Below are 13,612 nucleotides of genomic sequence, written 5' to 3'. Positions count from 1 at the left end.
CCGGCTCGCGACGGGCCGCCGTAACAGGCGGCGAGTCGAGAAACCCCGATCCGTGACGATGCGGATCGGGGTTTTTTATTGGCCGCCCGTTATGCCGACTGATCCGGTTTCACGTCCGTGCATTCCGCGATCACGACCGCGTAGCGCTCGACGGCATCGGCAATCCGCTTTGCCAGCACGGGGTCGCGCACCGCGCGGGCGAGCGTGACGCCGCCCGAAAGCAGCGCGAGGAATGCAATCGCGCGGTCGTCGTCGGGCGGGTCGCCCAGGCCGGATGACACTTCGTCGACGATCTGCCGCAACGCCTGTTCGTACGCGTCGCGCGTGTCGTCGTCGGCGCGCATCACTTCCGGCGACAGGCTCGGCAGCGCGCAGCTTTCGCCGAGTTCGCAGGTGCGCCGCGGCCCGAGGTAGAACGCCGCGAACGGGCGCCGCCAGCGCGCGCCATGCTCGGCCTTGAACGTCGCGACGCCCTGGCGGAGCTGATCCAGACCGTCGAGGACGACGCTGCGGAACGCTTCGCCCTTCGATTTGAAATGCCCGTAGAACGCGCCATTGGTGACGCCCGCCGCCTTCGTCAACGGGCCGATGCCCGAACCGCCATATCCCTCCTGACGGAACAGGCGGCTCGCCGCATCGAGGATGCGCGTGCGGGTTTCGTGCTTGTGCTCGACGGAATAACGCATGACTGGCTCGCTTCAGAGTGATCGCTCTTTATCTTGCATAGAGAGTGATTAGTGTCTAATGTATAGAGAGTGACTGATATTTATATCACGTCACGATTCCGATGACCTGACCAGGAGGAAGTGCGATGCCGATCACGCTGACAGTATCCGAAGGGGTTTTCACACCGGACGACGAGGGGCCGGTGTTTGCTGAGCTGACCGATGCGCTGCTGGATGTCGAAGGATTGACCGGGAATGCGTTCCTGGCGCCGAACGTGGTGGGCACGCTCAACGTGCTGCCGCGGCACCGGACCTTCGTGCAGGGACGCGCGGAGCCCGCGGCGTTCGTCGAACTGAAGCTGCCTGCTGTCGCGCTCGCGGCGCCCGACAAGCAGCGGCAATACGTCGAACGGGCGACCGCGATCGTGCTGCGCCGCGCGGGCGGGCGGCTGACGCCGGCGCAAGTCTGGGTGAACGTCGTCCATGCTGTCGACGGCGGATGGGGGATTGCCGGACGGCGCTACGACAACGCGTCGCTCGTCGATTCGATCCAGGGCGCGGCGGCGGCGGCACAGTAACTGCAACTAACGGTCGAGCCGTCAGGCGTTGACCGGCGGTGCGGCGGCGTTCGCCGCCGCACCGGCTATCTGCCGTCGCATGCAGCGCGCAGCGCGCGAACCAGTTCGCTCGCCGCTTTGCCGAGCCCGGTGTGCTTCGGCCGCCGCAGGTACACGGGCAGCGGTAAGCCGTTGCGGATGTTCTCGAACACGAGCGGCGCGAGTTCGCCGTTGGCGACGTATCCGTCGATCACGGACGCGGGCAGGTTCGCCCAACCGTGACCGGCCTTCACGAGCGCGATCGCGGTCGCCATGTCGGTCACCTTCCACGTGCGGTTGCCGATCAACGGCCGCACGTCGGTCAACGGCCGCTCCGGATCGGCGATCACGATCTGCCGGAAGCCCGACAACCGTTCGATCGCTTCCGGATGCGCGCCTTCGGCGATCAGCGGATGCGCCGGCGCGGCGACGGCAATGAGCGTCTCGGTCCACAGCGCGTGGATCTGTTCCTGAGGATGCAGGTCGAGCCCGCAGTACGCCACGCAGAGATCGACGGCGGCGCGATGCAGCGCGTCGACGATCGCGTCCTGCGGTGCCGTGACGACACTGATCGCGAGCGCCGGATATTTCTCGGCGACTGCCGTCAGCGCGCGGGCGACGGGCGCGCTGTCGATCTCGGCCGCGACGCCGAGCCGCAGCGTGTCCTCGACACCTTCCGACAAGTGCTGCGCGTGTGCGCGCAGCACCTGCAACTGCTCGGCGATCGAGCGCGCATCGGGCAACAGCGCGGCCATCGCGGCGGTCGGCGTCGGTTCGCGCGTGCCGCGATCGAACAGCACCAGATCGAGTTCGGCCTCGAGATTCGCGATCGCCATGCTGACCGCCGACGGCGTGCGGCCGAGCGCGCGCGCGGCCGCCGAAAACGAGCCTTTGTCGATGACGGTGAGCAGCATGTCGATGTGGTCGCTGGTCAGCATGTGCGGCCTCTCCTGTCAGAAAAATTGAAAGGACCTGACTTTTGCGGACGCGGGACCCGCTGATAGTCTCGCCACCTTGTCCGAGAGGAAGGTGGATTGTCATGCAAGGGTGGAAGAGACGCATAGTCTACGTCGTGATGTTCGAGGTGCTCGGCATCCTGGTCGCGTCATCGGTGCTCGGCATGCTGAGCGGCGCGAGCGCGGCGACGAGTGGCCTGCTCGGCGTGATGATTTCGACGACGGGCGTCACCGTCAATTTTCTGTACAACCTCGCATTCGAGGCGTGGGAGCGTCGGAGCGCGGCGACGACGCGCACCGTCGGGCGCCGCGTGCTGCATGCGATCGGTTTCCAGGTCGCGCTCGTTACGTTCCTGATCCCGCTGATCGCGTGGTGGCTCGATGTGTCGCTGCTGCAGGCGTTCCTGTACGACGCAGTGCTGATCGTGTTCTTCCCGATCTTCACGTTCGCGTACAACTGGGCGTTCGACAGCGTGTTCGGGTTGCCGGATGCGGTGACGCGCAAGGCGAGGGCGGCGGCGTAACCGGGCGCCCTCGATGCGGACGGGCGCCCGCATCGTGCGAGGAATGAAACGGGGAATATCGGGCGGAACGAACGCCGCCCGGGAAATTACGCGGCGATGAACGCGTGCACGTAGCGGTTGAACACGGCCGGGCTTGCCGCATTCATCCCGTGCGACGCGCCGGCGACGGTCTGCCGCTGCGCATCGCCGATCCACTGCGACAGCGTCTCGACGTTGTTGCGGAACATCTTCGGGCTGCGCTGGCCGTCGATCAGCAGCGTGCGGCACGCGATATCGCCGGCCGTGTGCTGCGAATACGCGGGCAGCGGGTCGCGCAGTTGTTTCGGCAGCGTGCTCGCGTTGTCGATCGCCATCGTGCGGAAGCGCGACGTGCTCTTCTTCCATGCGCCGGGCAGGCTCACGGAATCGACGAACATCTCGAGACCGGATTCGACGTCGCCTTGGCCGATCAGGTTCACGGCTTTCGTGCGCAGCGCGAGCGCGGCGGCCGGCAGCGCGGCTTCGCACACGCCCTGCTGTTGCAGCGGGCCGCCCGGATCGGCGAGCGTCAGCGTATCGACGAGATGCGGATGCTGGCGTGCGACGTTGAACGCCACGCTGCCGCCGCGCGAATGGCCGACCAGATGCACGGGGCCGAGATCGAGCGCGTCGATGAATTCGGCGAGTTCGTCGACGTGGTTCTGCCAGCTGAACTCGTCCTGGATGCCCGCTTCGACGGCCGGCCAGTAATGGCTGAGGCTCGGCGCGATGCAGCGGAAGTGGGCCGACAGCGATGCAAGCTGCGGATCCCAGTAGCGGTAGTCGCACAGCGAACCGTGCACGAACACCATCGGCGCGCCGCTGCCCCGCTCGACATACGGCAGGCTGATGCCTGACGAAAGCGTCGCAAATTGCAGGTCGGGGTTCGCGAGCACGGACGGCTCGATTCGCATGTTCATGACTGAAAGACTCAAAGGTGCGTCAACTCGACGCAACTATGCATCACGGCGACCTGCAAGGAAAACGCATAATTTTCATCGTGACGATCAATTTAATTGATGGCTCGGCCGCAAAGCCTTGTCGGGCCGTGGTCGTGCGTTGGGATTCTTTCAATCGTCTGACGGTCCGAGCCGGGTCGAAGGGGCGTGCGGCGGCCTGCGCGCGTGCGCGATCGCATCGAAAAAAGTGGGGAAGTGCGCACGCCGCAGATGCGGCGCGCGCGTCAGCGCGCCGTCAATGCGGGCGTAGTCTGAAGCTCGACGGGGAGGTCGTTGTCGGCGGCGAACCGCATCGCGAAGTCGAACGCATCGGCGCACACGCTGCGCAGTTCGTCCGACACGATCAGGCATTTGACGCCGCCGTCGACGACGGGCATCGCGAGTCGCGACAGCGCGCACGGATAGCCGGGCCGCAGTTCGCCGACGAACAGCGTGATGACGCCCGCGAGGCGCTCGGGCCAGTCGCTGGGGCGGAAGGTTTTCTGCGCGCGCGTGACGCCGCGGATCAGGTGGCCGTCGACGCGGCCGTGTTCGGTGACTTCGATGCGATCCATGCTGTTGTGCGTGTCCTCGTTCGCGTCATTCGCCGCCGTCGGCTGCCGCGTCGCCGCGCGCGGGAATCCGCAGGTTGCGCAGCTTGTGATAAAGCGTTTTCTTCGGCATGCCGAGCGCGACGCTCGCCTCCGCGACGTTGCCGTTGTGACGCCGCAGCATGTCCTCGATCAGCATCCGTTCGAAATACGCGAGCTGCTCCGTGAGCGTGCCGCCCGCGGTCGGCGTGCCGCCGGACGACAGCAGGCTGTCGCCGGTCAGCCCGAGCACGAAGCGGTCGGCGACGTTCTGCAGTTCGCGCACGTTGCCGGGCCATGCGTGCGTCATCAGTTCGGACACCTGCGCAGCCGTGACGACCGGCGCCGGCTGCCCGAAGCGGCGCGCGGCCGCGAGCACGAAATGCTCGAACAGCAGCGGCACGTCCTCGCGCCGCTCGCGCAGCGGCGGCAGCTCGATCTGCGCGACGTTGAGGCGATACAGCAGGTCCGCGCGAAAGCGCCCGTCGGCCGCGAGTTCCGTGAGGTCGGCTTTCGATGCGGCAACCACGCGGCAGTCGACCGGAATCAATTCGTTCGCGCCAAGCCGTTCGACCACGCGCTCCTGCAGCACGCGCAGCATCTTGATCTGCAGCTGAATCGGCATCGTCTCGATCTCGTCGAGGAACAGCGTGCCGCCCTGCGCCCATTCCATCTTGCCGATGCGCTTCTTGATCGCGCCGGTGAACGCGCCGGCCTCGTGGCCGAACAGTTCGCTCTCGAAGATCTGCTCGGGCAGGCCGCCGCAGTTCAGCGCGACGAAATGCGCGTCGCGCCGGCCGCCGAAGTCGTGCAGGCTGCGCGCGATCAGTTCCTTGCCGGTGCCCGTCTCGCCGGTGATCAGCACGGACACCGATGTATCGGCGAGGCGCAGGATCTTCTTGCGCACGTCGGCCATCGCGGGCGACTTGCCGAGCACGAATGCCTCGATGCCCTGCCAGTTGTTGAGCGCCGCGCGCAGTCCCTGCACCTCGAGCGTCAGGCGGCGCTTCTCGACCGCGCGCGCGACACGGCCGGCGATCACGTCCGACGAGAACGGCTTCTCGATGAAGTCGTACGCGCCGACCTGCATCGCGCCGACGGCCGTCGAGATATCCGCGTGGCCGCTGATCAGCACGACCGGGATTTGCGCATCGACGGCCATCACGCGATCGAGCAACTGCAGCCCGTCGATGCCCGGCATCCGCACGTCCGACACGATCACGACCGGCGCGCCGGGCGCGACGTGCGCAAGCGCGTCGGCGGCCGACGCGAATGCGTCGACCGGGAACCCGGCAAGCGCGACGGCCTGCTCGACGCCGATCCGGACGTTTTCATCGTCCTCGACGACCAGCACCCGAATCTCATCTTCCATGCTCTGTCCTTTGCAGCGTCGCCGCCGCGAATTCGATACTGAACTGCGCGCCACCTTCGTCGCGGTTCGTCGCGGCGATCTTCGCGCCGAACGCCTCGACGATGCGCGACGTGATTGCGAGGCCGAGCCCGAGGCCCTGGCCGCGCGGCTTGGTCGTGACGAACGGCTCGAACAGGTGCGGCAGCACCTCGGGTGCGATGCCGGCACCGCTGTCGGCGACCGTGAAGCGCACGCGGCCGGCTTCGTCCGGCCCGGCGGCATCGATGACGATGCGGCGCACCGGCGCGTCGTGTACCGCGTCGAGTGCGTTGCCGAGCAGGTTCACGATCACCTGCTGCAACTGGCTCGATTCGGCCGATACCGCCGTGCCGGGCGCGATGTTCACGTCGAGCTGCACGCCTTCGTCGCGGATCCGCGCGTCGTAGATGAGCCGCGCATGCGCGACGGCCTCGTTCAGCGACACCGCGACGCGCTCGACGTCGGGCTTGCGCGCGAAGGTCTTCAGCTCGCCGGTGAGCACGGCCATGCTGTCGACCAGTTTGCCGATCCGTTCGAGATTGGCATACGCCGGCGCCGGCTGGCCGCGCTCGAAGAACGTGCGCGCGTTGTCGCACAGCGTGCGGATCGCGACGAGCGGCTGGTTCAACTCGTGCGTGAGGCCGGCGGCCATCTGCCCGAGCACCGCGAGCTTGCCCGCGTGCACGACTTCCTGCTGCGAATCGCGCAGCCGCTGCTCGGTGCGTTCGCGCTCGACGATCTCGCGCTGCATCTGTTCGTTCGCGGCGGTCAGCGCGGCCGTGCGCTGCGCGACGGTCAGTTCGAGCCGGTCGTTCGCGCGGCGCAGCGCGTCCTGCGCGCGCAGCCGTGCCGCGATCGCCCGGCGCCGCTGGATCGCGTAGCCGGCCAGCAGCGCGGCGATCAGGAACGCGCCGGTGACGAACACGAACGCCGTCTGCTGCTGGCGCCGCGCGCCCGCGATGTCGAGCAGCACCATCAGCGAATCGCCGGCCTGCGGCGCGGGGCGCGACATCACGAGATAGCGGGTGGTGCGGTCGGGGTGCCGCAGGTCGGGGAACGTGCCGAACCAGGCGGCCGTGCTGCGATCGCCGATGCGGCGGTACGGCAGTGCGTCGACGGTGCGGCCCGCGTATTGCCGCGACGCCTGGATGTCGCGCTGCTGCTGCGCGGTGATCGGGCGCAGCGCGGTGAATTTCCATGCGGGCTCGGTCGAGATCACGACCACGCCGTTGCTGTCGACGACCATCGCGGCGACGCCCGGCGCGCGCCAGGCCGATTCGAGCGAATCGACGCTGATCTTGACGGCGGCGACGCCGATCGGCACGCCGCCGTCGCGCACCGCGCTGGCGAAGTAGACGCCCGGCACGCCCGTGTTGGTGCCGATGCCGAAGAAGCGGCCGCTGCCGCGCGCGAGTGCGTCCTTGAAGTACGGCCGGTACGACACGTTGGTGCCGACGAAGCTGAGCGTCTCGTTCCAGTTGCTGGCGGCGATCACCTCGCCCTGCAGGTCGATCACGTCGACGGCGCCGCTGCCCGCGTCGCGGTTCACGGCTTCGAGGTAGGTGTTCACCGTGTGCGCGAGTTCGGGCGTGTCGTGCGGCGCGGCCTTCAGCATCGCGCGCACGCCGTCCTGCCGCGCGACCAGGCCGGGCAGGATCTCGAAGCGGCCGAGCTCGCTCTTCAGGCTCGACGCATACAGGTCGAGCCGGTGCGCGCCGGTTTCCTCGAGCGCGTCGATCGCGCGTTCCCACGCGAAATCGACGGCCGCGCCCGCCACGCCGACATACAGCGCGGCGGCCGACGCCCAGCCCCACCACGGGATACCCTTGAAGCTCTTCTGCACGTTCGCCCTCATCGAAGCCCGTTATCGGCGTGAACAGGCCCTGGCCGCCCGACCGGTCGTCCGCGACCGGCCGTCCGGAACGACGCGCGCCGCGCGCCGGCAAAGCCGGCGGCGGCGCGTGCAAAGCGGCCTGCGCGACGGTGCGCGCGGCGGCGCATCATCCGAAGTGCGCGACCAGGATCAGCGTCACCGTGACGACGATCGCGCCGCCGATGCGCGTCGCGATCTGCGCGAACGGCATCAACTGCATCCGGTTCGCGGCGGTCAGGATCGCGACGTCGCCGGTGCCGCCTTGCCCGCTGTGGCAGGCGTTCACGATTGCGGTGTCGATAGGGTACATCTTCATCAGGCGGCCGACCACGAAACCGGTGCCCATCAGCGTCGCGACCGTCGACACGATCGTCACGACGTTGACGATCGTGAAAGCGGCGGTCAGCTTGTCCCACGGCGTCATCGCGACGCCGATCGCGAACAGCAGCGGATACGTGACGGCGGTCGAGAAGAACTTGTAGACGACGAACGCGCCTTCCTGCAGCGGCGGCGACACCGCGCGCGCGAGCTTCACGAGCACCGCGAGGAACAGCATCGCGACCGGCGCGGGCAGGCCGAACAGCTTGAACGCCATCAGGCCGACGAGGTACAGCGTGATCGCCGTGATGCCGGCGCCCGCGATGTGCGTGACGTCGACGTGGCCGCGGATCTCTTCGCTTTCCGGCGTCATGTCGCCCGTTTCGCCGACCTGCAGGCGGCCGTTGCCGGTCAGGTGCGGCAGGCGCTTGCCGAGCATGTCGAGCGCGCCCGACAGGATGATCGCGGTCAGGCTGCCGAGCATCACCGGCGGCAGCACCATCGCGAACATCTCGCCCTGCGGCAGGTGCATGAGTTCCGAATAGCCGATCGACAGCGGAATCGCGCCTTCGCCGACGCCGCCCGCCATGATCGGCACGACGATGTACAGCAGCGTGTGGCGTGCGCCGAGGCCGAGCGCGGTGCCCACCGCCGTGCCGACGATCGCGGCCGCGACCGAACCGACGGCCAGCGGGATGAAGATCTTCAGGAAGCCCTGGATCAGCACGCGGCGGTCCATGCTCAGGATGCTGCCGACGATGATCGACGCGATGAACAGGTACAGGAAGTTGGTCGACTTCGTGAATTCGACCGTCAGGTTCAGCACCGGCTTCGGCAGCAGGTGGTAGTACGTGAGCGCCGACGGCACGAAGGTCGCGAAGATCGCGGCCGCGCCGATGTTGCGCAGCAGCGGCAGGCGCTTGCCGAGTTCCGCGCAGGTGAAGCCGAAGAACGCGAGCACGGCGATCGCCATCGAGATCTCGCCGGGCACCTTGCCCGTCACCGCGAAACCGACGATCAGTGCGAGGAGGATGAAGTAGACGGGCAGCGGGATGATGCCGATGCGGATTTCCATCAGCTTCCACCAGCCGTCCGGCCAGAAGCGTTCGCGCTTGGCGGGACCGGCTTCGACAATCGGTTCCGGATGGGACGGGGTATGGATAGAGGTCTGCAAGACGTGTCTCCTGATGTTGGAATGCCTGCATTGCTTCGCGGCATTGTGTGCCGACTATTACGCAACCTCCGTGCCAGCTGTCCGGCTTGCCTTGAAGCTTGCAGATCGTTGATTTGCAAGGAGTTTGTTTCGTCTGCGGAAAGCGTCACGCGAACGGCGTTCCGAGATTTCGGAATTCGCGCGGCGGCCAGGCCGAGATTTCGGCCTGAGGGCCGGCCGGGCGCCCGGCCACGCGTGATGACGCGCCATATCGCCGCGCGCGATTTTCTTCTCACAATCGCTTCGTAGACCGCCCTCCCGCCGCTCTCTATCATCAACTGATCCTTTTCCGATGCGACGACGACTGTCCGGAGAACGCCCGCGCGTTCGCCGCGGCGTCGCTCATCCGTCGATACCGTCTTTGGACAGGAGAGTGGTTTCCATGCTGCATGCCGTTTTTTTCGCCCGCTTTTCCTCCGGCCGACTGGCGCGGTTTGCGCGGCCGGCCCGCCTGCTGGCGGCCGCGCTGCTCGCGGCGTTGCTTGGCCTCGTGCTGCCGAACGGCGCGCGCGCCGAACCCGCGCCGCTGAAGGTCGGCATCTCGACCAGCCCGCAGATCGACGCGCTGAAGATCGCCGCGAAGGAAGCGAAGGCGCAGGGGCTCGACGTGCGGATCATCGAGTTCACCGACTGGAATACGCCGAACGCGGCGCTCGCGAACAAGGACATCGACGTCAACTACTTCCAGCACATCCCGTTTCTCGAGAACGCGAACAAGCAGGGCGGCTACAACTTTGTGTCGATCGCGCCCGGCACGATCATGAAGATCGGCCTCTATTCGAAGAAGGTGAAAAGTTTTGCCGAGCTGAAGGACGGCGCACGCGTCGCGATCGCGAACGATCCGGTGAACGGCGGGCGCGGGCTGTTGCTGCTGCAGCGCGCGGGCCTGATCACGCTGAAGCCGGGCACCGACTACCGGGCGACGACCCACGATATCGTCGAGAACCCGAAGCACCTGAAGATCATCCCGCTCGAAGCGTCGCAGCTCGCGCGTTCGCTCGACGACGTCGATCTCGCGCAGGGCTACCCGAGCTTCATCAAGCTCGCCGGCACGACCGACCCGAACAGCGCGCTGCTGTTCGACGGTACCGAGAACAAGAATTTCGCGATCCAGTGGGTCGTGCGGCCGGACAGCGTGAACGACCCGCGCATCCGCAAGTTCATCGCGATCTACCAGCATTCGCCGGCCGTGCGCAAGGCGCTCGACAACGCGTTCGGTTCGCTGTACGCGATCGCGTGGTGACGGAGGCGAACATGGCGAACGGCGACAAGAAGATCCTGCTCAACGCGTTCAACATGAACTGCGTCGGGCACATCAATCACGGACTGTGGACGCATCCGCGCGACCGCTCCGCGCACTACACCGATCTCGACTACTGGGCCGATCTCGCGAAGACGCTCGAACGCGGCAAGTTCGACGGGATCTTTCTCGCGGACATCGTCGGCGTGTACGACGTGTTCGGCGGCGGCCCCGATGCGGCGCTGCGCGAATCGGTGCAGGTGCCCGTCAACGATCCGCTGCTGCTCGTGCCAGCGATGGCGCAGGTCACTAAGCACCTCGGCTTCGGCGTGACCGCGAACCTGACCTACGAGCCGCCTTACCTGTTCGCGCGCCGCATGTCGACGCTCGATCACCTGACGAAGGGGCGCGTGGGCTGGAACATCGTCACCGGTTATCTCGACAGCGCCGCGCGCGGGATGGGCCTCGCGCAGCAGATCGGCCACGACGACCGCTACGAGCGCGCGGACGACTACATGGACGTCGTCTACAAGCTGTGGGAGCAGAGCTGGGACGACGATGCGGTGATTCGCGACGCGCAGGCACGCGTGTTCGCGCAGCCGGGCAAGGTGCGGCGCGTGAAGCACGACGGGCCGTTCTATTCCATCGATGCGATCCACCTGAGCGAGCCGTCGCTGCAGCGCACGCCGGTGCTGTACCAGGCCGGTTCGTCCGCGCGGGGCGTCGAGTTCGCGGGCCGTCACGCGGAATGCGTGTTCGTGAACGGGCAGAGCAAGGCCGCCGCGCGCGCGGCGGCGCTCGACATCCGCGCGGCCGCCGCGCGGCAGGGCCGCGATCCGGCATCGATCCGGATCTTCGCCGGCGTGAGCGTCGTGACGGCCGAGACCGAGCGGCTCGCGCGCGAGAAATTCGACGAATACCGGCGTTATGCGAGCCCGGAAGCCGGCCTCGCGCATTTCGCGAGCTCGACCGGCATCGACTTCGCGAAGTACGGCCTCGACGAGCCGATTTCGTATGTGAAGACCGATTCGATCCAGTCGGCCGTCGACGCGATCTCGCGCAAGAGCACGACCGGCACGTGGACCGTGCGCCGGATGCTCGAACAGATGTCGCTCGGCGGTCGTTATGCGCCGATCGTCGGCTCGCCGTCGCAGGTCGCGGACGAACTGCAGTCGTGGATCGACGAGACCGGCATCGACGGCTTCAACCTGACGCGGACCGTGATGCCCGAGTCGTTCGAGGATTTCGTCGACTGGGTCGTGCCCGAGCTGCAGAACCGCGGCGTCTACAAGGAAGACTACGATCCCGCGCCGACGCTGCGCGAGAAGCTGTTCGGCGCGGGCGCGCACCTGCCCGCGTGGCACACGGGCGCGTGGCACCGGCCGGCCGCCGTATCCGAACCCGCGCATCCCGCGCATGCCTGAACGTGACGGAGCGAAGCGATGACGCAATTGTTCGATACGCTGGGTTTCATTGACGCATCGGTCGCGCGGGCCGGCGCCGTTGCAACGGCGCATGAAGCGGCGGCCGTGCCGGCCGGCGCAGCAGCCGTGTCGCTCGAGCAGGTCGGTAAGGTGTTCGCGACGCCGCGCGGCCACGCCGCCGCGCTGCGCGACGTGACGCTCGACGTGCGGCGCGGCGAGGTATTCGGGATCATCGGCCGCAGCGGGGCCGGAAAGTCGACGCTGCTGCGGCTCGTGAACGGGCTCGAACGGCCGAGCTCGGGCCGCGTGCGCGTGCAGGGCGTCGACGTCGGCGCGCTCGACGAGGACGGGCTCGTTGCGCTGCGGCGCCGCACCGGCATGGTGTTCCAGCATTTCAACCTGCTGTCGGCAAAGACGGTGTTCGAGAACGTCGCGCTGCCGCTGAAGATCGCCGGCGTGCCGAAGGCCGAGCGCGTGCGCAAGGTCGAGGCGTTGCTCGACCTCGTCGGGCTCGCCGCGAAGCGCGACGCGTATCCGGCGAGCCTGTCGGGCGGCCAGAAGCAGCGCGTCGGCATTGCCCGCGCGCTCGTGCACGATCCCGAGGTGCTGCTGTGCGACGAGGCGACGTCGGCGCTCGATCCCGAGACGACGCAGTCGATTCTCGCGCTGCTCGCCGACATCAACCGCCGCCTCGGGCTGACGATCGTGCTGATCACGCACGAGATGGAGGTGATCCGCGCGGTATGCGACACGGTCGCGGTGATCGAACAGGGCGAAGTCGTCGAAACGGGCCCCGTGTGGCGCGTGTTCGGCGATCCGCGCCACGGCGCGACGCGCGCGTTGCTCAGCACGCTCGTGCACGATTTGCCGGCCGAACTGGCCGCGCGCGTGCAGCCGCTGCCCGAGCAGGCCGCGCTGCCCGACGGCGCGCAGGTCGTGCTCGACGTCCGATATACGGGCGAGAGCGGCGGCGAGCCTGACGTCGGTGCGCTCGCGGCGGCGCTCGGCGGCTCCGTGCGGTTCCTGCACGGCGGGATCGAGCGCATCCAGGGGCATGCGCAGGGGCGGCTCGTGATCGCGGCGTCGCCGCGCGCCGATGAAGCCGGCCAGTCGTCGACACGCGGCGGCCCGGTCGCCGCGCTGCTCGAACGTGCGCGCCGTCACGCGAATCACGCGGAGGTGCTCGGTTATGTTTGAGCTCTGGTGGCCCGAACTGCTCGACGCGATCCGCGACACGCTGTCGATGGTCGCCGCGTCGGCCGTCATCGCAGCGCTGATCGGCATTCCGCTCGCGGTGATCCTCGTGACGACCGCGCCCGGCGGCATCTACGCGCGGCGCGGCGTGAACGCGGTGCTCGGCGCGCTCGTCAACGTGTTCCGCTCGACGCCGTTCATCATCCTGCTCGTCGCGCTGCTGCCGTTCACGCGCGTGCTGATCGGCACGACGATCGGCGTATGGGCGGCCGTCGTGCCGCTGTCGATTGCCGCGATCCCGTTCTTCGCGCGGATCGCCGAAGTGAGCCTGCGCGAAGTCGATCGCGGGCTGATCGAGGCCGCGCTCGCGATGGGCGCGAAGCGCCGCCACATCGTGTGGCACGTGCTGCTGCCGGAGGCGCTGCCCGGCATGCTCGGCGGCTTCACGATCACCGTCGTCGCGCTGATCGGCTCGACCGCGATGGCGGGCGCCGTCGGTGCGGGCGGGCTCGGCGATCTCGCGATCCGCTACGGCTACCAGCGTTTCGACACTACCGTCATGGCGACCGTGATCGTGATCCTGATCGCGCTCGTCTCGGCCGTGCAAATCACGGGCGACCGCCTGGTCCGACATGTGACCCGGCGCACCTGAGCCGTGCCACAAGCACGCGCT

The 13,612-nt window shown here is 67.8% G+C and carries 13 protein-coding genes; 6 read left to right on the top strand and 7 right to left on the bottom strand.

All coding sequences use genetic code 11. From position 1 onward, the window contains the following. Window positions 1-89: 89 nt before the first annotated feature. The gene (locus tag VL15_RS12615) at window positions 90-686 is read right to left on the bottom strand and encodes a TetR/AcrR family transcriptional regulator (RefSeq protein ID WP_048245879.1); all 597 of its coding nucleotides are present in this window, start codon (window positions 684-686) and stop codon (window positions 90-92) included. 125 nt (window positions 687-811) lie between these two features. On the opposite strand from VL15_RS12615, the gene VL15_RS12610 reads away from it, so the two are divergent. Then, window positions 812-1,243, top strand: coding sequence for a hypothetical protein (locus VL15_RS12610; RefSeq protein ID WP_048245877.1), 432 nt, complete (start codon window positions 812-814; stop codon window positions 1,241-1,243). A 65-nt stretch (window positions 1,244-1,308) separates the two neighbouring features. Here the strand turns inward: VL15_RS12610 and VL15_RS12605 are convergent, their stop codons facing one another. Further along, entirely contained in the window at window positions 1,309-2,199 is an 891-nt protein-coding gene (locus VL15_RS12605; RefSeq protein ID WP_048245876.1) for a LysR family transcriptional regulator, read from the bottom strand. A 101-nt stretch (window positions 2,200-2,300) separates the two neighbouring features. On the opposite strand from VL15_RS12605, the gene VL15_RS12600 reads away from it, so the two are divergent. Then, window positions 2,301-2,741 (top strand): PACE efflux transporter, encoded by a 441-nt coding sequence (locus tag VL15_RS12600; protein WP_048245874.1) that lies wholly within the window; start codon window positions 2,301-2,303, stop codon window positions 2,739-2,741. A gap of 86 nt (window positions 2,742-2,827) precedes the next feature. Here the strand turns inward: VL15_RS12600 and VL15_RS12595 are convergent, their stop codons facing one another. From VL15_RS12595 to VL15_RS12575, 5 genes are all read right to left on the bottom strand, one after another. After that, entirely contained in the window at window positions 2,828-3,679 is an 852-nt protein-coding gene (locus VL15_RS12595; RefSeq protein WP_048245872.1) for an alpha/beta fold hydrolase, read from the bottom strand. Between the two features lie 263 nt (window positions 3,680-3,942). Then, the gene (locus VL15_RS12590; protein WP_048245871.1) at window positions 3,943-4,272 is read right to left on the bottom strand and encodes a DUF3579 domain-containing protein; all 330 of its coding nucleotides are present in this window, start codon (window positions 4,270-4,272) and stop codon (window positions 3,943-3,945) included. Between the two features lie 25 nt (window positions 4,273-4,297). Beyond that, window positions 4,298-5,659 (bottom strand): sigma-54-dependent transcriptional regulator, encoded by a 1,362-nt coding sequence (locus VL15_RS12585; RefSeq protein WP_048245869.1) that lies wholly within the window; start codon window positions 5,657-5,659, stop codon window positions 4,298-4,300. Continuing rightward, a complete protein-coding gene (locus VL15_RS12580) occupies window positions 5,649-7,532 on the bottom strand; it encodes a sensor histidine kinase (RefSeq protein WP_048245868.1) in 1,884 nt (627 codons plus the stop codon). Before VL15_RS12580 ends, VL15_RS12585 begins: the two co-directional genes overlap by 11 nt. 145 nt (window positions 7,533-7,677) lie before the next feature. Continuing rightward, window positions 7,678-9,042: a 2-hydroxycarboxylate transporter family protein gene (locus VL15_RS12575; protein WP_048245865.1), complete on the bottom strand. Its 1,365-nt coding sequence runs from the start codon at window positions 9,040-9,042 to the stop codon at window positions 7,678-7,680. A gap of 421 nt (window positions 9,043-9,463) precedes the next feature. On the opposite strand from VL15_RS12575, the gene VL15_RS12570 reads away from it, so the two are divergent. Genes VL15_RS12570 through VL15_RS12555 form a run of 4 tightly spaced genes read left to right on the top strand, consistent with a single transcriptional unit; the run spans window position 9,464 to window position 13,591 of the window. Then, on the top strand, window positions 9,464-10,324 hold the full coding sequence (locus tag VL15_RS12570) for a MetQ/NlpA family ABC transporter substrate-binding protein (protein ID WP_048245864.1): 861 nt from the start codon (window positions 9,464-9,466) through the stop codon (window positions 10,322-10,324). Window positions 10,325-10,335: 11 nt separating this feature from the next. Then, the gene (locus VL15_RS12565) at window positions 10,336-11,745 is read left to right on the top strand and encodes an LLM class flavin-dependent oxidoreductase (protein WP_048245861.1); all 1,410 of its coding nucleotides are present in this window, start codon (window positions 10,336-10,338) and stop codon (window positions 11,743-11,745) included. 18 nt (window positions 11,746-11,763) lie between these two features. Continuing rightward, on the top strand, window positions 11,764-12,942 hold the full coding sequence (locus tag VL15_RS12560; RefSeq protein ID WP_048245856.1) for a methionine ABC transporter ATP-binding protein: 1,179 nt from the start codon (window positions 11,764-11,766) through the stop codon (window positions 12,940-12,942). Further along, on the top strand, window positions 12,935-13,591 hold the full coding sequence (locus VL15_RS12555; protein ID WP_048023409.1) for a methionine ABC transporter permease: 657 nt from the start codon (window positions 12,935-12,937) through the stop codon (window positions 13,589-13,591). The genes VL15_RS12560 and VL15_RS12555 overlap by 8 nt, the downstream gene beginning before the upstream one ends. Window positions 13,592-13,612: the final 21 nt, after the last annotated feature.

This window comes from Burkholderia cepacia, assembly GCF_001039005.1.
Classification (GTDB): Bacteria; Pseudomonadota; Gammaproteobacteria; order Burkholderiales; family Burkholderiaceae; genus Burkholderia; species Burkholderia theae.
Note: the sequence above shows the minus strand (reverse complement) of the source record. Positions and strands in the feature narration are given on the sequence as shown.

Excerpts from the sequence above, each read along its gene's own strand:
- VL15_RS12615 (WP_048245879.1), bottom strand. The coding sequence starts at position 686 with ATGCGTTATTCCGTCGAGCACAAGCACGAAACCCGCACGCGCATCCTC.
- VL15_RS12610 (WP_048245877.1), top strand. The coding sequence starts at position 812 with ATGCCGATCACGCTGACAGTATCCGAAGGGGTTTTCACACCGGACGAC.
- VL15_RS12605 (WP_048245876.1), bottom strand. The coding sequence starts at position 2,199 with ATGCTGACCAGCGACCACATCGACATGCTGCTCACCGTCATCGACAAA.
- VL15_RS12600 (WP_048245874.1), top strand. The coding sequence starts at position 2,301 with ATGCAAGGGTGGAAGAGACGCATAGTCTACGTCGTGATGTTCGAGGTG.
- VL15_RS12595 (WP_048245872.1), bottom strand. The coding sequence starts at position 3,679 with ATGAACATGCGAATCGAGCCGTCCGTGCTCGCGAACCCCGACCTGCAA.
- VL15_RS12590 (WP_048245871.1), bottom strand. The coding sequence starts at position 4,272 with ATGGATCGCATCGAAGTCACCGAACACGGCCGCGTCGACGGCCACCTG.
- VL15_RS12585 (WP_048245869.1), bottom strand. The coding sequence starts at position 5,659 with ATGGAAGATGAGATTCGGGTGCTGGTCGTCGAGGACGATGAAAACGTC.
- VL15_RS12580 (WP_048245868.1), bottom strand. The coding sequence starts at position 7,532 with ATGAGGGCGAACGTGCAGAAGAGCTTCAAGGGTATCCCGTGGTGGGGC.
- VL15_RS12570 (WP_048245864.1), top strand. The coding sequence starts at position 9,464 with ATGCTGCATGCCGTTTTTTTCGCCCGCTTTTCCTCCGGCCGACTGGCG.
- VL15_RS12565 (WP_048245861.1), top strand. The coding sequence starts at position 10,336 with ATGGCGAACGGCGACAAGAAGATCCTGCTCAACGCGTTCAACATGAAC.
- VL15_RS12560 (WP_048245856.1), top strand. The coding sequence starts at position 11,764 with ATGACGCAATTGTTCGATACGCTGGGTTTCATTGACGCATCGGTCGCG.
- VL15_RS12555 (WP_048023409.1), top strand. The coding sequence starts at position 12,935 with ATGTTTGAGCTCTGGTGGCCCGAACTGCTCGACGCGATCCGCGACACG.